Origin of the sequence: Micromonospora sp. CA-269861 (genome assembly GCF_050948505.1) — a bacterium.
Taxonomy (GTDB): Bacteria; Actinomycetota; Actinomycetes; order Mycobacteriales; family Micromonosporaceae; genus Micromonospora.
The window spans coordinates 2538509-2559715 of the sequence record NZ_CP192014.1; the positions used below are offsets into that span (position 1 = coordinate 2538509).

Sequence of the window (21207 nt, forward strand, 5' to 3'; positions counted from 1 at the left end):
TCGCGGGGTGAACTGGTTGGATCTCGTCGGCTGGGCCGGCTCCGCGGTGCTGGTCTGGTCGCTGCTGCAGTCGCGCATCCTGCGACTGCGGGCGTTCAACCTCGTCGGCTGCTTCGTGCTGATCGGCTACAACGCCGCGATCGAGGTCTGGCCCGGGGTCGGGCTCAACGTGGTGCTCGCGGTGATCAACATCTGGTACCTGCGCGGGATGCTCGTCACCCGGCACGACGAGAAGACCTACCAGGTGGTGGAGGTCGGTGTCGGCGACCAGTTCCTCGCGCACACGCTGCGGGTGCACGCCGCCGACATCACCCGGTTCAACCCCGACTTCCACTGGGCTCCGGACGCGTCGGGGCGCTCGGCGTTCCTCGTGGTCACTGCCGACGAGGTGGTCGGGGTGGTGCTGTCGCACGCCGAGGCACCCGGCGTCGCCCAGATCGACCTGGACTACGTCACCCCGAAGTTCCGTGACTTCACCCCCGGCGAGTTCGTCTACCGGCGCAGCCACCTGTTCACCGAGCGCGGTTTCCACCGGGTGGTCAGCCCGCCCCGGATGGTCGCCCCCTACTACCACCGGCTCGGCTTCCGCCCGGAGGGCGACTCGTACGTCCTCGACCTGCCGGCGTCAACGACCTCTCAGTCGGCCTAGCGTCACCGTCACCCGATTCGGCGTAGCTTCACCGGGGCAGGATTCGGTCGACGCCGGACGGGGCAAAGACAACGCCTACGCCGGGCGGGCTCGCCGACCGGCGGGTGCCGCGCGTACCGGCCGGTGCCACCACCACGAGGGAGCGAACCGGGCGTGCAGAGCTACGGGAGCCAACTGGCCCTGGTCGGAGTCCTGGTCGTGATCAACGCGCTCTTCGCGGGCAGCGAGATGGCGTTGGTGTCGCTGCGGGACAGCCAGATCCAGCGGTTGGAACGCACCAGCCGGGCCGGGCGGGTGCTGGCCCGGCTCGCCAAGGACCCGAACCGTTTCCTGGCCACCATCCAGATCGGCATCACCCTCGCCGGTTTCCTGGCCTCCGCCGCCGCGGCGGTCTCGCTCGCCAAACCCCTGGTGCCCCTGCTCGGGGTGTTCGGCGGGGCCGCCGAGACGGTGGCGATCGTGGTGGTCACCCTCGCGCTGACCTTCGTCACCCTGGTCTTCGGCGAGCTGGCGCCCAAACGGATCGCCATGCAGTCCGCCGAGCGGTGGGCCCTGCTGGTGGCCCGCCCACTCGACCTGCTCGCCAGCCTCACCCGGCCGGCCGTCTGGGCGCTCGGCGCCACCAGCGACGTGGTGGTCCGCCTGGTCGGGCTCAACCCCAAGCACCAGCCGGAGGAGATCGGCCCGGACGAGCTGCGCGACATCGTCGCCGGCAACCACGGCTTCACCAAGGAGCAGCGCACCATCATCGCGGGCGCCGTGGAGATCGCCGACCGGCGGTTGCGGGCTGTCCTCGTACCCCGGTTGCAGGTCTTCACGCTCGACAGCGGGACCACCGCGGAGGCCGCGCGGCTCGTGCTGGCCGCCACCGGGCACTCCCGGGCTCCGGTCGTGCGCCACGGCGGTCTGGACGACACAGCCGGAGTGATCCACCTGCGTGACTTGGTCGGGGTGCCCGACGACCGCCCGGTCGACGAGATCGCCCGACCGCCGATGCTGCTGCCCGACTCGCTGCCGGTGGTCGACGCGCTGCGTCAGTTCAAGGCCGAGCGTCAGCACATCGCGCTCGTCGTGGACGAGCGCGGCGCCGTCGACGGCATCGTGACGCTGGAGGACATCCTGGAGGAGATCGTCGGCGAGATCTACGACGAGACCGACCGGGATGTGCGCTCGGTGCGTCGCGACCCCGACGGTGCGCTGCTGCTGCCCGGCACGTTCCCGGTGCACGACCTCCCGGACATCGGCGTGGAGCTGCCGTCGCGCCCGGCGGGTGACTACACCACCGTCGCGGGGCTGGTGCTGGCCCGGCTCGGGCACATCCCCACCGTCGCCGGGGAGGACGTCACGCTGGACGGCTGGGTGCTGGTCGTGGCCGGCATCGACCACCGGGCGATCACCGAGGTGCGGATCAGCCGCGTACCCGACGAGGCCGACACCGACACCGACCAGGCCGCGGAGCCGGTGCTGGACGACGCCCGCAGTTGACCTGTCCGGCGGACGCCGTCGCTCAGGAGGGCGAGAGGTTCTGCAGCCGGACCTGACCGCGGGCGACCAACTGCCCGTCGGCGTCGGTGATCTCCACCTGCCAGAGCTGCTGACTGCGGCCCCGGTGCACCGGGGTGCCGACCGCGGTCAGCTCGCCGTCCCGCACGGCCCGCAGGAAGTCGGTCTGGTTCGACACCCCGACCACCGTGCCCCGGTCGGCCAGCCAGAGGGCGCCGCCCATGCTGGCCGCGGACTCCACGACGGCGCAGTACACCCCGCCGTGCTGGATGCCGAACGGCTGGTGCAGCTCCGGGCGGACCTGCCAACTGATGACCACCCGGTCGGCGCTCGCCTCCTCGATCTTGAGGCCGAGCAGGGCGACGAAACCACCCGTCAGATCCGGAATCTCCATGGCAAAGCCCTCCTCGATCAACGCGGCGCAAGCCTAGCCGGGGCGGGTTGCGCCAAACCCGGTACGGGTCGGTGCCGGCGATGGGGGAGAATCGGTGACCGTGACCGACAGCAACCCCCCGCCGACCGGGCGGGACTCCCTGACCGACGACCTGCTCTGGCGTGGCCTCATACAGGACTCGACCGGCCTCGACGAGCTGCGCCAGCTGCTCGACGGTGGGAACGCCGCCACGTACTACGTGGGCTTCGACCCCACCGCGCCAAGCCTGCACGTCGGCAACCTCATGCAGGTCCTCATGGCCCGCCGGCTGCAACTCGCCGGCCATCGCCCGTTGCTGCTGGTCGGCGGAGCCACCGGGCAGATCGGTGACCCGAAGGAGAGCGCCGAACGGGCACTCAACCCCCTCGACGTGATCGCCGGTTGGGTCGAGCGGATTCGCGAGCAGCTCGCGCCCTTCGTGTCGTACACCGGGGACAACGCGGCGCAGCTGGTCAACAACCTGGACTGGACCGGCGAGATGTCGATCGTCGAGTTCCTCCGCGACGTGGGCAAACACTTCCCGGTGAACAAGATGCTGGCGCGGGAGGTGGTGCGGGCCCGGCTTGAGACCGGCATCAGCTACACCGAGTTCAGCTACCAGCTGTTGCAGGCTAACGACTTCTTCGAGCTGCACCGCCGGCACGGCTGTCAGCTCCAGTTCGGCGGCTCCGACCAGTGGGGCAACATCACCGCTGGCGTCGACTACGTCCGCCGGCGAGGCGCCGGCCCGGTGCAGGCGTTCACGACGCCCCTGGTAACCAAGTCCGACGGCACGAAGTTCGGCAAGAGCGAGGGCGGCGCGGTCTGGCTGGACCCCGCGATGACCAGCCCGTACGCCTTCTACCAGTTCTGGCTCAACGTCGAGGACCAGGAGGTTGACCGCTACCTGCGGTACTTCAGCTTCCGGACCCGCGACGAGTTGGAAGAGCTGGCGAAGGCCACCGCCGAGCGGCCGGCGGCCCGTCTGGCGCAGCGGGCGCTCGCGGAGGAGCTGACCACCCTGGTGCACGGCGCCGACGAGGCGCGGCAGGCGGTCGCCGCAAGTCAGGCGCTCTTCGGCCGTGGATCGTTGGACGAGTTGGCGCCGGAGACCCTGCGCGCGGCGCTGACCGAGGCCGGGCTGGTGCGTCTCTCCGGCGAATTGCCGGATGTGGCGGGTCTGTTGCGGGACTCCGGGCTCGTGAGTGGCCTCAAGGAGGCCCGGCGGGTGATCGCTGAGGGCGGTGCCTACGTCAACAACAACCGGGTGACCGAGGTGGACGCCACGGTGTCGCCGGCCGATCTGCTGCACGGGCGATACCTGGTCCTGCGCCGCGGAAAACGTTCGTTCGCAGGCGTTGAGCTGGGTGAATAGTCGTCTGTCGACGATGTGACGGGGGACGCGTCCGGCGGATTTGACGATCATCCCGCCGGACGCGTAACTTTCTCTCTGCCAGCGCGGAACGGACGAAACAGGCGAAAGCCTGAGGCGGCCGGAGCGCCGGCCAACGGCCTGGGGGTCGGGCGGGCATTGCCCACCGGAGCCCCGACCGGGAGGTGCCACCAGAAACGCCGCGAGGCGGATTTGGCGCGGCGAAACCGACCGGGTATGGTTACGAACCGGCAGGGCACCGGGCGGGTCGCGGGAAATCGCGACGGCCGGTCTGCCGAATCCATGACGAGAGCGGCGCGAGCCGGTTGCGACATGGTGCCCGCATTCTCGGGTGAAGCACGACGAACCGCGAAATATCGGTTTGACACGGCGGAAACGAGCGGGTAACGTAGTAAAAGTGCCTGGCGCTGAAAGTGCCGGACACTGAGTAGTGAAAAGCCCCGGTTGGGGTTCCACTGTGGTGGGGCTTCTGGCTGGTGTGTGGTTGTTCTTTGAGAACTCAACAGGGTGCTTGTAAAGCCAGTGCCAATTATGATTTATACCCCGGACTGGTCGGTTCTTGTAACTGGCTGGTTGGGATTCCTTTGGCAACATTTGTTTGTTGTCAGGATGCTGTTCAACTAATTTTTGTTGGAGAGTTTGATCCTGGCTCAGGACGAACGCTGGCGGCGTGCTTAACACATGCAAGTCGAGCGGAAAGGCCCTTCGGGGTACTCGAGCGGCGAACGGGTGAGTAACACGTGAGCAACCTGCCCCAAGCTTTGGGATAACCCTCGGAAACGGGGGCTAATACCGAATAGGACTTCTGGCCGCATGGCTGGTGGTGGAAAGTTTTTCGGCTTGGGATGGGCTCGCGGCCTATCAGCTTGTTGGTGGGGTGATGGCCTACCAAGGCGACGACGGGTAGCCGGCCTGAGAGGGCGACCGGCCACACTGGGACTGAGACACGGCCCAGACTCCTACGGGAGGCAGCAGTGGGGAATATTGCACAATGGGCGGAAGCCTGATGCAGCGACGCCGCGTGAGGGATGACGGCCTTCGGGTTGTAAACCTCTTTCAGCAGGGACGAAGCGAGAGTGACGGTACCTGCAGAAGAAGCACCGGCCAACTACGTGCCAGCAGCCGCGGTAAGACGTAGGGTGCGAGCGTTGTCCGGATTTATTGGGCGTAAAGAGCTCGTAGGCGGCTTGTCGCGTCGACCGTGAAAACTTGGGGCTCAACCCCAAGCCTGCGGTCGATACGGGCAGGCTAGAGTTCGGTAGGGGAGACTGGAATTCCTGGTGTAGCGGTGAAATGCGCAGATATCAGGAGGAACACCGGTGGCGAAGGCGGGTCTCTGGGCCGATACTGACGCTGAGGAGCGAAAGCGTGGGGAGCGAACAGGATTAGATACCCTGGTAGTCCACGCTGTAAACGTTGGGCGCTAGGTGTGGGGGGCCTCTCCGGTTCCCTGTGCCGCAGCTAACGCATTAAGCGCCCCGCCTGGGGAGTACGGCCGCAAGGCTAAAACTCAAAGGAATTGACGGGGGCCCGCACAAGCGGCGGAGCATGCGGATTAATTCGATGCAACGCGAAGAACCTTACCTGGGTTTGACATGGCCGCAAAACCTCCAGAGATGGGGGGTCCTTCGGGGGCGGTCACAGGTGGTGCATGGCTGTCGTCAGCTCGTGTCGTGAGATGTTGGGTTAAGTCCCGCAACGAGCGCAACCCTCGTTCGATGTTGCCAGCGCGTTATGGCGGGGACTCATCGAAGACTGCCGGGGTCAACTCGGAGGAAGGTGGGGATGACGTCAAGTCATCATGCCCCTTATGTCCAGGGCTTCACGCATGCTACAATGGCCGGTACAATGGGCTGCGATACCGCGAGGTGGAGCGAATCCCAAAAAGCCGGTCTCAGTTCGGATCGGGGTCTGCAACTCGACCCCGTGAAGTCGGAGTCGCTAGTAATCGCAGATCAGCAACGCTGCGGTGAATACGTTCCCGGGCCTTGTACACACCGCCCGTCACGTCACGAAAGTCGGCAACACCCGAAGCCGGTGGCCCAACCCTTGTGGAGGGAGCCGTCGAAGGTGGGGCTGGCGATTGGGACGAAGTCGTAACAAGGTAGCCGTACCGGAAGGTGCGGCTGGATCACCTCCTTTCTAAGGAGCACCTTCCGACGAAAGTCGGTAAGGAGCCCGCACCGCCCGAATGTGGTGGTGGGGTGCTCGAATGGCGGAGACACTGGCAAGTTTTTCCTCGGCAACGGCCGGGTTCCTTCTAGTACAGCCTTCCTTCGGGTTGGTGGGAACGAAGCCCTGGTGCGGCTGAGAAGAAATGTGAGCACCCTGTTGGGTCCTGAAAGAACAACCTCAGGTTGTTTCTTTCGGAGCCGTAGCGAGCCTGTGGGTTCGTGAGGTTGCCAGGCATGGCCTGGCCCCACATACCGCTGGTCTGAGGACCGGGTTTGGTGTGGGGCGGATCGGGTTGTGGGTTGGTCGTTTGTTGAGAATTGCACAGTGGACGCGAGCATCTTTGTGGTCAAGTTGTCAAGGGCGAACGGTGAATGCCTTGGCACCAGGAGCCGATGAAGGACGTGGGAGGCCGCGATAGGCCTGGGGGAGCTGTCAACCAAGCTGTGATCCCAGGGTGTCCGAATGGGGAAACCTGGCACCAGTCATGTGGTGTCACCCACACCTGAACACATAGGGTGTGTGGAGGGAACGCGGGGAAGTGAAACATCTCAGTACCCGTAGGAAGAGAAAACAATTTAGTGATTCCGTGAGTAGTGGCGAGCGAAAGCGGATCGAGGCTAAACCGGCTGCGTGTGATACCTGTCAGGGGTTGCGTGGTCGGGGTTGTGGGACCCCGCTGAACAAGCTGACACTTGTTCGAGGAGTTACAAAGTCAGTGGCTAGTCGAACAGTCTGGAATGGCTGACCGTAGACGGTGAGAGTCCGGTAGGTGAAAGTTGCTGACCTTCTGTGGGTGTTCCCGAGTAGCGGCGGACCCCTGAAATCTGCCGTGAATCTGCCAGGACCACCTGGTAAGCCTAAATACTTCCTGGTGACCGATAGCGGACAAGTACCGTGAGGGAATGGTGAAAAGTACCCCGGGAGGGGAGTGAAATAGTACCTGAAACCGTTCGCCTACAATCCGTCGGAGCCTTGCGGGGTGACGGCGTGCCTTTTGAAGAATGAGCCTGCGAGTTAGTGGCATGTGGCGAGGTTAACCCGTGTGGGGGAGCCGTAGCGAAAGCGAGTCTGAATAGGGCGATTCAGTCGCGTGTCCTAGACCCGAAGCGGAGTGATCTAGCCATGGGCAGGCTGAAGCGCGGGTAAGACCGCGTGGAGGGCCGAACCCACCAATGTTGAAAAATTGGGGGATGACCTGTGGTTAGGGGTGAAAGGCCAATCAAACTCCGTGATAGCTGGTTCTCCCCGAAATGCATTTAGGTGCAGCGTCGCGTGTTTCTTGCCGGAGGTAGAGCACTGGATGGTCTAGGGGGCCCACAAGCTTACCGAAATCAGCCAAACTCCGAATGCCGGTAAGTGAGAGCGCGGCAGTGAGACTGCGGGGGATAAGCTTCGTAGTCGAGAGGGAAACAGCCCAGATCACCAGCTAAGGCCCCTAAGCGTGTGCTAAGTGGAAAAGGATGTGGGGTCGCATAGACAACCAGGAGGTTGGCTTAGAAGCAGCCACCCTTTAAAGAGTGCGTAATAGCTCACTGGTCAAGTGGTTCCGCGCCGACAATGTAGCGGGGCTCAAGCACACCGCCGAAGCTGTGGCATTCACATTTTATCCTCGCTTGGACTTGATTCCTTGTGCAGGTGTGTGGATGGGTAGGGGAGCGTCGTGCCGCGAGTGAAGCAGCGGGGTGACCCAGTTGTGGACGCGGCACGAGTGAGAATGCAGGCATGAGTAGCGAAAGAAGGGTGAGAAACCCTTCCGCCGGATGACCAAGGGTTCCAGGGCCAGGCTAATCCGCCCTGGGTGAGTCGGGACCTAAGGCGAGGCCGAGAGGCGTAGTCGATGGACAACGGGTTGATATTCCCGTACCCGCGAAAGAGCGTCCCTGATGAACCTCGTTGTGCTAACCACCCGAACTTGGTGAGGTCTTCGGACTGAGCTGAGGGAGCGTGGGAACCTGATGGGTAGTAGTCAAGCGATGGGGTGACGCAGGAAGGTAGCTGAGCCCGGCCGGTGGTTGTGCCGGGGTAAGCGTGTAGGCCGTGTTGTAGGCAAATCCGCAACACATGAAGGCTGAGACGTGATGCCGAGCCGATTCAGGTGAAGTCAGTGATCCTATGCTGCCGAGAAAAGCCTCTAGCGAGTTCTTAGCGGCCCGTACCCCAAACCGACACAGGTGGTCAGGTAGAGAATACCGAGGCGATCGGGCGAACTGTGGTTAAGGAACTCGGCAAATTGCCCCCGTAACTTAGGGAGAAGGGGGGCCGGAGACGTGAAGCCCCGCGCGGGTGGAGCGTTGTATGGCCGCAGAGAGCAGGGGGAAGCGACTGTTTACTAAAAACACAGGTCCATGCGAAGAAGTAATTCGATGTATATGGACTGACGCCTGCCCGGTGCTGGAACGTTAAGGGGACCTGTTAGCTCTTCGGGGCGAAGCGGAGAACTTAAGCGCCAGTAAACGGCGGTGGTAACTATAACCATCCTAAGGTAGCGAAATTCCTTGTCGGGTAAGTTCCGACCTGCACGAATGGCGTAACGACTTCCCCACTGTCTCAACCACAGGCCCGGCGAAATTGCAGTACGAGTAAAGATGCTCGTTACGCGCGGCAGGACGGAAAGACCCCGGGACCTTTACTATAGCTTGACATTGGTACTCGAATTAGCTTGTGTAGGATAGGTGGGAGCCGGTGAAGTCCATACGCCAGTATGGGTGGAGGCAATCTTGAAATACCACTCTGGTTGATTTGGGTATCTAACTTCGGACCGTTATCCGGTTCAGGGACAGTGTCTGGTGGGTAGTTTAACTGGGGCGGTTGCCTCCTAAAAGGTAACGGAGGCGCCCAAAGGTTCCCTCAGCCTGGTTGGCAATCAGGTGTTGAGTGCAAGTACACAAGGGAGCTTGACTGTGAGACTGACAGGTCGAGCAGGGACGAAAGTCGGGACTAGTGATCCGGCACTTGCGAGTGGAAGCGGTGTCGCTCAACGGATAAAAGGTACCCCGGGGATAACAGGCTGATCTTCCCCAAGAGTCCATATCGACGGGATGGTTTGGCACCTCGATGTCGGCTCGTCGCATCCTGGGGCTGTAGCAGGTCCCAAGGGTTGGGCTGTTCGCCCATTAAAGCGGTACGCGAGCTGGGTTTAGAACGTCGTGAGACAGTTCGGTCCCTATCCGCCGTGCGCGTAGGATACTTGAGAAGGGCTGTCCCTAGTACGAGAGGACCGGGACGGACGAACCTCTGGTGTGCCAGTTGTCCTGCCAAGGGCACGGCTGGTTAGCTACGTTCGGAAGGGATAACCGCTGAAAGCATCTAAGCGGGAAGCCTGCTTCAAGATGAGGTATCCCACCCACTTTGTGGGGTAAGGCCCCCAGCTAGACGACTGGGTTGATAGGCCGGAAATGTAAGCCCGGTAACGGGTTCAGTTGACCGGTACTAATAGGCCGAGGACTTGACTACTAAGCTGCTACGCGTCCACTGTGCAACTCTGAACAAGCGAACACCCGTGAGTGTGTGCCGGTGTTGTTTGATATGTTCATAGAGTTACGGCGGTCATGGCGGAGGGGAAACGCCCGGTCACATTCCGAACCCGGAAGCTAAGCCCTCCAGCGCCGATGGTACTGCACTCGTGAGGGTGTGGGAGAGTAGGACGCCGCCGGACAATCTTCCAGTCGAGGGCCGCCCCATCCGGGTCGGCCCTCGACTGCGTAGCGCCATTGGTGGCGCAATCAGGAAGGATGTACCTGTGAGTTCAGGACCGCAGGGCGGAGACCGTCCCCGTCGATACGAAGACCGTACTGACGGTGCGGGCGGACGCGACCGCGGCCCGCGCCGCGATGACCGAGACCGGCCCCCGTACCGGGGAGACCGTGACAGTGGCGGCGGCGCCCGAGGCGGATACGCCGGCGGCCGCGACTCTGGCTCCCGTGGTGGTGACCGGGACAGCTCGCGCTCCAGCGCTCCCCGCGAGGGCGGCTACCGCGGCGGAGACCGCCGTGAGGGTGGCTTCCGTGGCGGCGACCGGGACGGTTCGCGTTCCAGCGCCCCGCGTGAGGGCGGCTACCGTGGCGGCGACCGTGATGGATCACGTTCCAGTGCACCCCGTGAGGGCGGTTTCCGGTCCGGCGCACCCCGTGAGGGTGGCTTCCGTGGTGGGGACCGGGACGGTTCCCGTTCGGGCGCTCCCCGTGAGGGTGGCTTCCGCGGTGGTGACCGCGACGGTGGTTTCCGTGGCGGCGACCGTCGCGAGGGTGGTTTCCGTGGTGGTGACCGGGACGCTTCGCGTTCCAGCGCCCCCCGTGAGGGCGGCTACCGTGGCGGCGATCGGGACAGCTCGCGTTCCAGTGCTCCCCGTGAGGGTGGCTTCCGCGGTGGTGACCGTCGTGAGGGCGGTTATCAGGGTGGCGACCGCACTCGCTCCGGCCCGCCGCGCGAGGGCGGCTTCCGCGGCGGCGACCGCGAGGGCGGTTTCCGTGGTGGTGACCGCGACGGTGGTTTCCGTGGCGGCGACCGTCGCGAGGGTGGCTTCCGTGGTGGGGACCGGGACGGTTCGCGTTCCAGCGCCCCGCGTGAGGGTGGCTTCCGCGGCGGTGACCGCGACGGTGGTTTCCGTGGCGGCGACCGTCGCGAGGGCGGCTTCCGTGGTGGCGACCGGGACGGTTCGCGTTCCAGCGCTCCCCGTGAGGGCGGCTTCCGCGGTGGCGACCGCGACGGTGGTTTCCGTGGCGGCGACCGTCGCGAGGGCGGCTTCCGTGGTGGCGACCGGGACGCTTCGCGTTCCAGCGCCCCCCGTGAGGGCGGCTTCCGCGGTGGCGATCGGGACAGCTCGCGTTCCAGTGCTCCCCGCGAGGGTGGCTTCCGCGGTGGTGACCGTCGTGAGGGCGGTTATCAGGGTGGCGACCGCACTCGCTCCGGCCCACCGCGTGAGGGTGGCTTCCGTGGCGGTGACCGCGACGGCGGCTTCCGTGGCGGCGACCGCCGCGAGGGTGGTTTCCGTGGTGGTGACCGGGACGGTTCGCGTTCCAGCGCTCCCCGTGAGGGCGGCTTCCGTGGTGGCGATCGGGACGCTTCGCGTTCCAGCGCCCCGCGCGAGGGTGGCTTCCGTGGTGGCGATCGGGACGCTTCGCGTTCCAGCGCCCCGCGCGAGGGTGGCTTCCGTGGTGGTGACCGCCGCGAGGGCGGCTTCCGTGGTGGTGACCGCGAGGGCGGCTTCCGTGGCGGCGACCGTCGCGAAGGTGGTTTCCGCGGTGGCGACCGGGACGGTTCGCGTTCCAGCGCTCCCCGCGAGGGCGGCTTCCGCGGTGGCGATCGGGACAGCTCGCGTTCCAGTGCTCCCCGCGAGGGCGGCTTCCGTGGCGGCGACCGTCGTGAGGGCGGTTATCAGGGTGGCGACCGCACTCGCTCCGGCCCACCGCGTGAGGGTGGCTTCCGTGGCGGTGACCGTCGTGAGGGCGGTTATCAGGGTGGCGACCGCACTCGCTCCGGCCCGCCGCGTGAGGGTGGCTTCCGTGGCGGTGACCGCGAGGGCGGCTACCGGGGCGGAGAGCGTACCGGGGGTTCCCGGGCCGACGAGCGGCCGCGTCGCGAGGGGGAGTTCCGTCGCGATGACCGCGCGGGTGGCTCCGAGTCGTTCGAGGGCGGGCGTAGTTCGGCCCCGGCGCTGCCGGACGACATTGTCGCGACCGACCTCGACAAGGACGTCCGCGCTGAGCTGCTCTCGCTGAACAAGCCGGTCGCCGAGACGGTGGCCCGACACCTGGTCGCCACCGGACAGCTGATCGACGAGGACCCGGCCGAGGCGTTGGCGCACGCGCTGGCCGCCCGGCGGCTCGCGTCGCGCATCTCCGCTGTCCGTGAGGCGGTCGGCCTGGCCGCGTACCACGCGGGGGAGTGGCAGTCGGCGATCGCCGAGCTGCGCACGTACCACCGGATGAGCGGGTTGCAGAGCCACCTGGCCGTACTCGCGGACTGCGAGCGGGCTCTCGGCCGGCCGGAGCGGGCCATCGACCTGTTCCGTGGCGCGGACCGGGAGAAGCTGGACCAGGCCGTGGCGATCGAGCTGCTGATCGTGGCCGCCGGGGCGCGGGGCGATCTCGGGCAGAAGGACGCCGCGGTCGCGATGCTCCAGGTCCCGGACCTGACCAGCGAGGCCACAGTGCCGTGGACGGCCCGGCTGCGGTACGCGTACGCCGACGCGCTGCTCGCGGTGGGTCGGCGCGAGGAGGCCCGCGAATGGTTCTCCCGCGCCGCCGACGTGGACACCGAGGGCGAGACCGACGCCGCCGAGCGGCTGCTCGAACTCGACGGCGTGACCATCGAGGGTGACGACGAGGACGAGGCCGCCGAGGAGATCGCCGCAGGCCCGGGCGCTCCCGGCGCGGTGCCGGCCCGTCCCGACGCTGACCTGGCCGGCGACGAGAACGACGAAGACGACGACGACGACGAAGACGACGACGACGAAGACGACGACGACGAAGACGACGACGACGAAGACGACGACGAAGACGACGACGACGAAGACGACGACGACGAAGACGACGACGACGAAGACGACGACGACGAAGACGACGACGACGAAGACGACGACGACGAAGACGACGACGACGAAGACGACGACGACGAAGACGACGAAGACGACGACGACGAAGACGACGACGACGAAGACGACGACGACGAAGACGACGACGATGAGGACTTCGACGACGACGAGGACGACGCTGCTGTCGGCCGTCCCGGCGACGACGAAGGCTTCGACGACGAGGACGAGGACCGTCACCCCACCGAGAGCGGCAACGCCGACACGGACACCGCTGGCGACAGCGGCGTGACCTCCGGCGACGCGGCGAACGCGGACGCGGACGCGTCGAACGGTGACGGGACCGTGCCGGCCCGGGACGACGAGTCAGGGTCGACGCAGCGGTGAGCGCGGGCGTGGGGGAGCGGCTGGTCGACGGGTACACCCTTGTCGTCTTCGACCTGGACGGGGTGATCTACCTGATCGACCGGCCGATCCCCGGCGCCGTCGAGACGGTGGCCCGGCTGCACGCCGAGGGACGGGCGGTGGCGTACGCCACCAACAACGCGTCCCGCCGGTCCAGCGAGGTCGCGGCCCTGCTGACCGGGATGGGTGTGCCGGCCCGGCCGGAGGAGGTCCTCACCTCCGCCGCCGCCTCGGCCGAGTTGCTGCGCGACCGGCTGCCCGTGGGCGCGTCGGTGCTGGTGGTCGGCGCGGAGGCGCTGCGCGCGGAGCTGCGTGCGGTCGGTCTGAACCCGGTCACCCAGGCCGACGAGAAGCCGGCGGCGGTGGTGCAGGGGTACGGCCCGCAGGTCGGCTGGGCAGAGCTGGCCGAGGCGTCGATCGCGGTGCGGGCAGGCGCCATCTGGATCGCCACCAACACCGACCGGACCCTGCCCAGTGGGCGGGGGCCACTGCCCGGCAACGGTTCGCTGGTCGCCGTGCTGCGTACGGCACTGGAGCGTGACCCTGACGTGGTGGTCGGCAAACCGGAGCCGGCGCTGTTCGAAACCGCCGCCCGGCGCAGTGGCGGTGGGCAGAGCCTGGTGGTGGGCGACCGGCTGGACACCGACATCGAGGGCGCCCGCCGGGCTGGGCTGGACAGCCTGCTCGTGCTCACCGGGGTCAGCGGCGTACCGGATCTGCTGGCGGCCGAGCCGCAGCGCCGTCCCACGTACGTCGCGAAGGACCTGGCGGGGCTCTTCGACCCGGCTGCCGTCGTGCGGGTCCCAGGCCCGGCGGACGCCGGCGGCTGGTCCGTGACCGACCGGGACGGCACACTGGAGCTGGCTGGGACCGGTCGACAGCTGGATGCCCTGGCCGCGCTCTGCGCGGTGGCCTGGTCGACGCCGGTGCCGGCGCTGCCGAAGATCCGCCCGGTGAGCCCGGACGCGGCCCACGCGGTGGAGAGCTTCGGCCTGACCTCGGCGGCGTGAGCCGGGCGGTCGTCAGAGCAGCTTGCGCAACTTGAGCAGGTCGAACGGGTTGGCCTTGATCGACACTCGGCGGGAGGTCACCGCGCTGGTGACGTCGAGGTCGCCACGGACCAGGGCGAGCAGGTCGTCGCTGGACGTGCTCAGCGCGATCTTGGCCTTGGGGTCGTCGCCGTCGGTCAGCTCGACCAGCCGACCGCCGGTGATCCGGCCGTGGAACGCGGTGTCCAGGTCGGTGATCCGGCAGGCCAGCGTCCGGTCCAGGTCGATCCGTTCGCGTACCGTCTCGGCGTTGCGATCCAACCGGGCGGCCAGCTCCTGCAACGCCTGCCGGCACTCGTCCACGCTGGCCACATCTCCCCCTCGGTGATCGCCACGCCGTCCTCGGCACCGTACCGCACGGGTCAGTCCCGGGTGCCCGGTAGCGTGACACCTGCACACCCCGCCCCGTGGAAGGACTGAGGCATGCAGGACGCGTGGCGCGCCTACCTCGAGCTGGCCATGGGCCTTGCGGAGGCGCCCCGGAAGAAAGCCCAGGACGTGGCGCGTCGCCTCGTCGGCTCCGGCGGCGCGACCGCCGCCCAACTCCAGGCCCTCGGCGAGGAGCTGGTCACCACCGGCGCCGCCAACCGGGAGGCGCTGACCAAACTGGTTCGCTTCGAGGTCGACCGGGCCCTCGGCGCGGTCGGTCTGGCCACCGCCGACGAGGTGGCCGAGCTGACCCGGCGGGTGCACGACCTGGAACGACAGCTACGGGAGGCGCGGTCCGCCGAGCCGGCCGGCGCCGCCGGCCCCACGCCGCAACCCGACCCGACCGTCGCCGCGCAGCCCGGCACCGCGCTCGTGCCGTCCGACGCCGCGGCCGGTGCCCCGGTCTCCGCGCCGGTGAAGAAGGCCGTCGCGAAGAAGGCCCTGGCGAAGAAGGCGGTCGCCAAGAAGGCCATCGCCAAGAAGCCGCCGGCGACGATCAGCCGGAGCGCCGACGAGGATGTCCCGACGCCGGCCGTGATGCCCGCCAAGAAGGCGGTCCGCAAGCAGCGGCCGGACGACGCCGAATGAGTCAGCCCGGTCCACCGCCCGGCGGGTCCTTCCCGGCCCGGCCCGGCCCACCGCCCGGCAGCTCTTTCCCGGCCCGGCCCGGTCCGCCGGTGGGTGCCCGACCCGGGCCGCCGCCGGACCTCGGGGACGATGAGACGCGGCATCCGGCGGTGGACGCCGCCGTGCAGTCCCTGGCCAACGCGGCATCGCTCGCTCCCGCGGACCAGATCGCCCAGTACGAGGCGGCCTACGAGACGCTGCGGGAAACCCTCGCCACCATCGACCAGACCTGAGCGCGACGACCAGGCCTGAGCAGACCGGAGAGAACCACCCATGGCACGTCGTAACCGGCTGGACGCCGAACTCGTCCGCCGCGGTCTGGCCCGCTCCCGTGAGCAGGCCGCCGCGTTGGTGGAGGCCGGCCGGGTCCAATTGCGGGGGGTGGTCGCCCGCAAGGCGGCCGCGATGGTCGACCCCGCCGACCCGCTCCTGGTGACCGGTGCGGACCCGGCCGAGGAGTACGTCTCCCGGGGCGGTCACAAGCTCGCCGGGGCGCTGGCCGCGTTCGCCCCCGGTGGGCTGCACGTCGCGGGGCGGCGGTGCCTGGACGCGGGAGCGTCGACAGGTGGGTTCACCGACGTGCTGCTGCGCGCCGACGCGGCCGAGGTGGTGGCCGTGGACGTCGGCTACGGGCAGCTCGCCTGGCCGCTGCGCACGAACGAGCGGGTCCGCGTTCTGGAGCGCACAAATGTCCGTACCCTCGATGCCGACGCCATCGGTGGCCAGGTCGACCTCACGGTGGCCGACCTGTCGTTCATCTCGCTGCGGCTGGTGCTGCCGGCGCTGGCCGGCTGCACCCGCGACGACGGTGACCTGGCGTTGATGGTCAAGCCGCAGTTCGAGGTCGGCAAGGACCGGGTCGGCGCCGGCGGGGTGGTCCGCGATCCGGAGTTGCGCGCCGAGGCGGTGCTGGACGTGGCCGCGTCGGCCGCGCGGCTCGGCCTCGGGTTGGCCGACGTGGCGGCCAGCCCGCTGCCCGGGCCGAGCGGCAATGTGGAGTTCTTCGTATGGTTGCGCCGGGGCGCACCAGCGGCCGACCCGGAACGGGTGCGGGCCGTGGTGGCGGCCGGGCCGGACGGCTCGACGACGACCGGCGACCTGCCGGACGTGGCGGCGGAGGAGGTCGCAGGGTGAACGCGCGCAGCGAGGGCGCCGGAACGGGCCGCGCGGTGACACGCGGTCGTGTCGAGGCGACGGCGCCGGTGGCGCGACGCCGCCGGCGTGGGCGGGTGGCCCGATGAGCCGGACCGCGCTGCTGGTGACCCACACCGGCCGTCGACGCAGCACGGAGCACGCCCGGTCGGTCGCCGCCGACCTGATCGACGCGGGTTTCGAGGTACGGGTGGTCGCCGACGAGGCCGACGACCTCGACCTGCCCGGTGTGGTGCCGGTCGCCGGCCCGCAGGCCGCCGAGGGCGCCGAGATCGTCTTCGCGCTCGGCGGGGACGGCACGTTCCTGCGCGCCGCCGAGCTGGCCCGGCCCGCGAAGGCGCCACTGCTCGGCATCAACCTCGGCAAGGTCGGCTTCCTGGCGGAGGCGGAGATCGACGACCTGGACACTGCGGTCCGGGACGTCGTCGGCCGCAACTACACGGTCGACGAGCGGCTCACCCTGGACGTCACGGCCGAGTTCGACGGTGGGCCGACCATCGAGTCCTGGGCGCTCAACGAGATCAGCATCGAGAAGGGCGAGCGGGCTCAGATGCTTGAGCTGCTCGTCGACGTGGACGGCCGGCCGCTGTCCCGCTACGGCTGCGACGGTGTCGTCTGCGCCACGCCCACCGGCTCGACCGCGTACGCGTTCTCCGGTGGTGGCCCGGTGGTCTGGCCGGAGGTGGAGGCGCTGCTGTTGGTGCCGATCAGCGCGCACGCGTTGTTCAGTCGCCCGTTGGTCACGGCTCCGACGTCCACCTTCGTGATCACCGTCGACCCGTTCACCACCCTCGCGGTGCTCTCCTGCGACGGGCGGCGGGTCTATGACCTGCCACCCGGCGCGCGGGTGACGGTGCGCCGGGGCGCCCTGCCGGTACGCATCGTGCGGCTGCGCCCCCGACCGTTCACCGACCGGCTGGTGGCGAAGTTCGGTCTGCCCGTGCACGGTTGGCGCGGCAGCCGCCGGTGACCGTGGCGCATACCGTCGGTGGACGTGGGTTGTCCACCTGACGACATGTCGCCGCTGCGGCGGCGGGCGACTAGTGACCTGGTGACGGGCTCCGTCGCAGACTCCGATCGGCCCTCATCTACGGATGGCGGGCCTGGAGGAGTAGAGGAGTCCATCGCATGCACTGGTCCCCACGCTGGCTCGCCGTCGGCGCGGTCGGCGCGTTGGTGGTCGGCGTCGCCGCACCGGCGTCCGCTGACCCGCCCGCCCGGCCCACCGGCCCGACGTCGGGCACGCCCGCCCCGCACACCGCACCCGTCCGCATCACCCTGATCACCGGCGACCAGGTCGAGCTCGCGCCCGCGGCGCCGGGCCGGGTCGCCGCCACCGTCCGCCCGGGACCCGGGCGCGAGAAGGTCATCTTCCAGACCCTGGAGGTCGACGGCCGGCTGCGGGTGCTGCCCAGCGACGCCCTGCCCTACGTCTCGAGTGGGGTCCTCGACGCCAACCTGTTCGACGTGCAGGAGTTGGCCGCCGACGGCTACGGCGACGCCGCACAGGGCGCGCTGCCACTGATCGTGCGCTACCAGGAGCAGGCGGCCGGGCGGGTCAGGCCGCTCGCCGGCGCCACCGACGCCCGGCCGCTGGAGAGCATCAACGGCGCGGCGCTGCGGGTCGGCAAGGGCGCCCTCGGCAACCTGTGGACCACGCTCGCCGGTACGCCGGCCAGCCGGACCACTGCTGCCGCCGCGCCCCGGCTGGGTGCTGGCATCGCCCGTATCTGGCTGGACGGGCGGGTCCGCCCGGCGCTGGAGCACTCCGTGCCGCAGATCGGCGCTCCGACGGCCTGGGCGGCCGGGCGCGACGGTGCCGGCGTGAAGGTGGCGGTGCTCGACACCGGCGTCGACGCCACCCACCCGGACCTGGCCGGTCGGATCGCCGAGCAGCAGGACTTCTCCGGCAGCGGCAGCGCCCGCGATGGGCACGGGCACGGCACCCACGTGGCCGCCACCATCGCCGGCAGCGGTGCGGCGTCCGACGGGCTGCGCAAGGGCGTGGCCCCGGGCGCGCGGCTGCTGGTCGGCAAGGTGCTCGACGACGGTGGCTCCGGCTACAGCTCGTCCATCATCGCGGGCATGGAGTGGGCCGCCCACTCCGGCGCGAAGGTGGTCAGCATGAGCCTCGGTGGCGACCCGACCGACGGCACCGACCCGATGAGCCAGGCCGTGAACGACCTGACCGCCGAGACCGGCGCGCTGTTCGTGGTCGCCGCCGGCAACTCGGGCGCCGCGCGTACCGTGGGCGCGCCGGGCGCGGCCACGGCGGCGCTCACCGTCGGCGCGGTGGACCGCGACGACAACCTCGCGGACTTTTCCAGCCGGGGCCCGCGCGTCGGCGACAACGGACTCAAGCCGGAGATCACCGCGCCGGGCGTCGGCATCGTCGCCGCGCGGGCCGCCGGCACCACAATGGGTACGCCGGTGGACGACGCGTACACGACCGCGTCCGGCACCTCGATGGCCACCCCGCACGTGGCCGGAGCGGCGGCGATCCTCGCCCAGGAACACCCCGACTGGCCGGCTGCGAAGCTCAAGGACGCCCTGGTCAGCACCACGAAGGCGAACCCGGCGCTGACCGTGTTCGAGCAGGGTGGCGGTCGGGTCGACGTGGCGCGGGCGCTGGGGCAGCGGGTGTACGCCTCGGCCACCGTGGACTTCGGTCGGATCACCACGGGCGGGACGGCGGTCGAGCGGAGCGCGACGTACACCAACGGCACGACCGCCGCGCAGACCCTGCGGCTGGCCCTGGAGTTCCGCAACCTGGACACCGGTGCCGTCGAGGCCGACGGGGTCACCGTCGGCGCGGAGGTGACCGTTCCGGCGGGCGGCAGCGTGGCAGTGCCGTTGCGGGCCGACCCGGCGAAGCTGGCCCGGGGCCCGCACGGAGGCTGGTTGGTGGCGACCGGTGCGAACGGCGTCGCCGTGCGTACCCCGGTCGGGCTCACCCTGAGCGGTCCGTTGCACCAGGTAACCGTGAAGGTGCTGGACCGGCAGGGTCAGCTGACCCTCTCGCCCGGGTTGACCCTCTTCGGGGAGCAGCCCGAGTCGGACTACTGGGGCTGGTGGCCGGGCGAGGGCACCCTGCAGGTCGAGGAGGGCACGTACGTGCTGACCGCGATGGTCGAGCATGGCGCGCCGCTGGACGAGCAGTTGACCCAGGCTGTCGACCCGGAGCTGGTCGTCGACCGGGACCTGACCGTGGTCCTCGACGCGCGCAAGGCCACGCCGGTGCGGATCGAGACGCCGAAGCCCAGCGAGCAGCGGGCCACGCTCAGCTACTACGTGCACCGGGTGTTGGGCAACGGCCGGCAGATCGACCACGGTGTGATGGCCTACAGCACCGTCCAGCAGGTCAACGTCACGCCGACCCGCCAGGTGCGACAGGGCGACTTCGAGTTCGCCTCGCGCTGGCAGCTCGTCGCGCCCATGGTGGACGCGACGGTCAGCGGGGTGTCCGGTCCGTCGGACATCAACCTGCTGGGCACGTCGCCGGCGCCGGCCGGTCGGCGGAAGCTGCCATTGGTCTGGGCCGGCACCGGAACCGCCGCCGAGTTGACCCGGGTGCGGGGCGCCGCCGCGCTGCTCGCCACCGACCCGGACCGCTCGGAGGAGGAGCAGGTGGCCGCCGCGGCGGCAGCCGGCGCCACCGCCGTGCTGATCGTCCGGCCGGAGGACCGTTCCGCCTGGACGGTCTGGCGCCCGATCGGGGACCGGCTGCCGATCCCGTCGATGGTGGTGGCCTACGACGACGGGCAGCGGCTGATCGCCGCGGCGCGCAAGGGCCGGGCGACGCTGGACCTGACGTTGACAGTGGACAGCCCCTACCTGTACGACGTGTGGCAGGTGTCGAAGGGGCGGGTGCCGGAGCGTGTCGTACACACGGTGACCCCGAGGAACACCGCCGAGGTGACCGCGAGCTACGGCGACACGGGTGCGGGCTGGGCCACCGAGGAGCGGTTCGGTTGGCGTCCGTGGCAGGAGTACGCCTGGAACGACGACCAGCGCCTGGTCCGCAACGGCACCACCCGGCAGGAGTTCGTCAGCGCCGGGGACTCCTGGTGGCAGCACCGGGTGCTGCACAAGCAGATGTTCATGCAGTGGGGGCAGTTGACAGGTGGTCTGACCGAGCAGCCCCGGCGCTACGCCGCCGACGACCGGGTGAGCGAGACCTGGCACGCGCCGGTGATCCGCCCGGCCGTGCCGGCCAGCGGGGCGCCGGTGCCCACCCGCACCGGTGACAACCTGGATCTGCGGGTGCCCGAGTTCGTCGACGCGCAGGGGCACTACAGCGTGGCCGGCGAGAGCGAGGAGTCGGACACCGTCGCGGCACGGGTCAGCCGTAACGGGCAGCAGATCGCTGACCTCTCCGACGGCTGGGCTCCGGTGCCCACGACCGCCGGGGCCGCCCGTTACCGCCTGGACGTGACCACCCAGCGCTCCTCGGCCGAGTGGCGCTACGGTACGCGCACCGACACGGCCTGGGAGTTCACCTCGGCCCGGCCGGCGGGCGACAAGGCCAGGCCGTTGTCGCTGTTGCAGGTGGACTACCGGGTGCCGGCCGACCTGCTCGGCACGGTACGGGGCAACCGTCCGCACCAGCTGGGGTTGACCCTGCGCCAGCCGGCCGGGGTGCCCGCGCCGACCGGCACCAGCGTCCGGGTGCAGGTCTCCTTCGACGGTGGCGTCACCTGGCGCAACGCGCCGACCACCGGGTCGGGCACCCGGTACACCGCGACAGTGCCGGCGGGGCGCGGAACGGTGTCGCTGCGGGTGCGCGCCACCGACCGGGCCGGGAACTCCGTCGATCAGACGGTGCTGCAGGCGTACGGGTTGCGCTGATCGGGGAGGGCGGGGCGGCCTGGCCGTCCCGCCCTT

The 21207-nt window shown here is 68.9% G+C and carries 12 protein-coding genes, 3 rRNA genes and 1 pseudogene; 13 read left to right on the forward strand and 3 right to left on the reverse strand.

Translation table 11 applies throughout. The features are described from left to right. The first annotated feature begins 7 nt into the window (after nucleotides 1-7). Together ACQP0U_RS11685 and ACQP0U_RS11690 are read left to right on the forward strand one after the other, a co-directional pair. Nucleotides 8-649, forward strand: coding sequence for a hypothetical protein (locus tag ACQP0U_RS11685; RefSeq protein ID WP_433318293.1), 642 nt, complete (start codon nucleotides 8-10; stop codon nucleotides 647-649). A 153-nt stretch (nucleotides 650-802) separates the two neighbouring features. After that, nucleotides 803-2134, forward strand: a complete 1332-nt coding sequence (locus ACQP0U_RS11690) for a hemolysin family protein (RefSeq protein ID WP_433318294.1) — start codon at nucleotides 803-805, stop codon at nucleotides 2132-2134. A gap of 22 nt (nucleotides 2135-2156) precedes the next feature. Here the strand turns inward: ACQP0U_RS11690 and ACQP0U_RS11695 are convergent, their stop codons facing one another. Next, entirely contained in the window at nucleotides 2157-2546 is a 390-nt protein-coding gene (locus ACQP0U_RS11695) for a PaaI family thioesterase (protein ID WP_433318296.1), read from the reverse strand. Between the two features lie 100 nt (nucleotides 2547-2646). Here ACQP0U_RS11695 and tyrS point away from each other — a divergent pair, with 100 nt between their 5' ends. The 4 genes from tyrS (at nucleotide 2647) to rrf (ending at nucleotide 9787) form a co-directional block, all read left to right on the forward strand. Next, nucleotides 2647-3939: a tyrosine--tRNA ligase gene (tyrS, locus tag ACQP0U_RS11700; RefSeq protein WP_433320777.1), complete on the forward strand. Its 1293-nt coding sequence runs from the start codon at nucleotides 2647-2649 to the stop codon at nucleotides 3937-3939. Nucleotides 3940-4584: 645 nt separating this feature from the next. After that, nucleotides 4585-6099, forward strand: a 16S ribosomal RNA gene (locus ACQP0U_RS11705). Nucleotides 6100-6476: 377 nt separating this feature from the next. Further along, nucleotides 6477-9585: ribosomal RNA gene (locus ACQP0U_RS11710) — 23S ribosomal RNA — on the forward strand. Between the two features lie 85 nt (nucleotides 9586-9670). Next, nucleotides 9671-9787: ribosomal RNA gene (gene rrf / locus ACQP0U_RS11715) — 5S ribosomal RNA — on the forward strand. Together the 16S, 23S and 5S rRNA genes form the textbook arrangement of a ribosomal RNA operon. Before the next feature lie 423 nt (nucleotides 9788-10210). Here the strand turns inward: rrf and ACQP0U_RS11720 are convergent. Beyond that, entirely contained in the window at nucleotides 10211-11935 is a 1725-nt protein-coding gene (locus tag ACQP0U_RS11720; protein WP_433321378.1) for a hypothetical protein, read from the reverse strand. Between ACQP0U_RS11720 and ACQP0U_RS11725 the strand changes: the two are divergent. Both ACQP0U_RS11725 and ACQP0U_RS11730 read left to right on the forward strand, forming a co-directional pair. Continuing rightward, a pseudogene (locus ACQP0U_RS11725) lies at nucleotides 11870-12545 on the forward strand (hypothetical protein); the annotation flags it as partial. The gene ACQP0U_RS11720 and the pseudogene ACQP0U_RS11725 overlap by 66 nt on opposite strands. A 499-nt stretch (nucleotides 12546-13044) precedes the next feature. Further along, nucleotides 13045-14076 (forward strand): HAD-IIA family hydrolase, encoded by a 1032-nt coding sequence (locus ACQP0U_RS11730; protein ID WP_433318298.1) that lies wholly within the window; start codon nucleotides 13045-13047, stop codon nucleotides 14074-14076. A 12-nt stretch (nucleotides 14077-14088) separates the two neighbouring features. On the opposite strand, the gene ACQP0U_RS11735 is transcribed toward ACQP0U_RS11730, so the two are convergent. Continuing rightward, on the reverse strand, nucleotides 14089-14427 hold the full coding sequence (locus ACQP0U_RS11735) for an SCP2 sterol-binding domain-containing protein (protein WP_088947517.1): 339 nt from the start codon (nucleotides 14425-14427) through the stop codon (nucleotides 14089-14091). 111 nt (nucleotides 14428-14538) lie between these two features. Between ACQP0U_RS11735 and ACQP0U_RS11740 the strand changes: the two genes are divergently transcribed. The 5 genes from ACQP0U_RS11740 (at nucleotide 14539) to ACQP0U_RS11760 (ending at nucleotide 21171) form a co-directional block, all read left to right on the forward strand. Then, entirely contained in the window at nucleotides 14539-15132 is a 594-nt protein-coding gene (locus tag ACQP0U_RS11740) for a hypothetical protein (RefSeq protein ID WP_433318301.1), read from the forward strand. Next, nucleotides 15129-15404 carry a hypothetical protein gene (locus ACQP0U_RS11745; protein WP_433318303.1) on the forward strand — a complete coding sequence of 92 codons (276 nt, stop codon included), beginning with the start codon at nucleotides 15129-15131 and terminating at the stop codon, nucleotides 15402-15404. Before ACQP0U_RS11740 ends, ACQP0U_RS11745 begins: the two co-directional genes overlap by 4 nt. 40 nt (nucleotides 15405-15444) lie before the next feature. After that, nucleotides 15445-16305 carry a TlyA family RNA methyltransferase gene (locus ACQP0U_RS11750; RefSeq protein WP_433318305.1) on the forward strand — a complete coding sequence of 287 codons (861 nt, stop codon included), beginning with the start codon at nucleotides 15445-15447 and terminating at the stop codon, nucleotides 16303-16305. Between the two features lie 103 nt (nucleotides 16306-16408). After that, nucleotides 16409-17293, forward strand: a complete 885-nt coding sequence (locus tag ACQP0U_RS11755; RefSeq protein ID WP_091407282.1) for an NAD kinase — start codon at nucleotides 16409-16411, stop codon at nucleotides 17291-17293. Nucleotides 17294-17451: 158 nt separating this feature from the next. Next, nucleotides 17452-21171: a S8 family serine peptidase gene (locus ACQP0U_RS11760; protein ID WP_433318307.1), complete on the forward strand. Its 3720-nt coding sequence runs from the start codon at nucleotides 17452-17454 to the stop codon at nucleotides 21169-21171. Nucleotides 21172-21207 lie beyond the last annotated feature (36 nt).

Bases quoted from the DNA above. Each gene is read 5' to 3' on its own strand.
- ACQP0U_RS11695 (WP_433318296.1), bottom strand. From the start codon at position 2,546: ATGGAGATTCCGGATCTGACGGGTGGTTTCGTCGCCCTGCTCGGCCTC.
- ACQP0U_RS11740 (WP_433318301.1), top strand. From the start codon at position 14,539: ATGCAGGACGCGTGGCGCGCCTACCTCGAGCTGGCCATGGGCCTTGCG.
- ACQP0U_RS11745 (WP_433318303.1), top strand. From the start codon at position 15,129: ATGAGTCAGCCCGGTCCACCGCCCGGCGGGTCCTTCCCGGCCCGGCCC.
- ACQP0U_RS11750 (WP_433318305.1), top strand. From the start codon at position 15,445: ATGGCACGTCGTAACCGGCTGGACGCCGAACTCGTCCGCCGCGGTCTG.
- ACQP0U_RS11755 (WP_091407282.1), top strand. From the start codon at position 16,409: ATGAGCCGGACCGCGCTGCTGGTGACCCACACCGGCCGTCGACGCAGC.
- ACQP0U_RS11760 (WP_433318307.1), top strand. From the start codon at position 17,452: ATGCACTGGTCCCCACGCTGGCTCGCCGTCGGCGCGGTCGGCGCGTTG.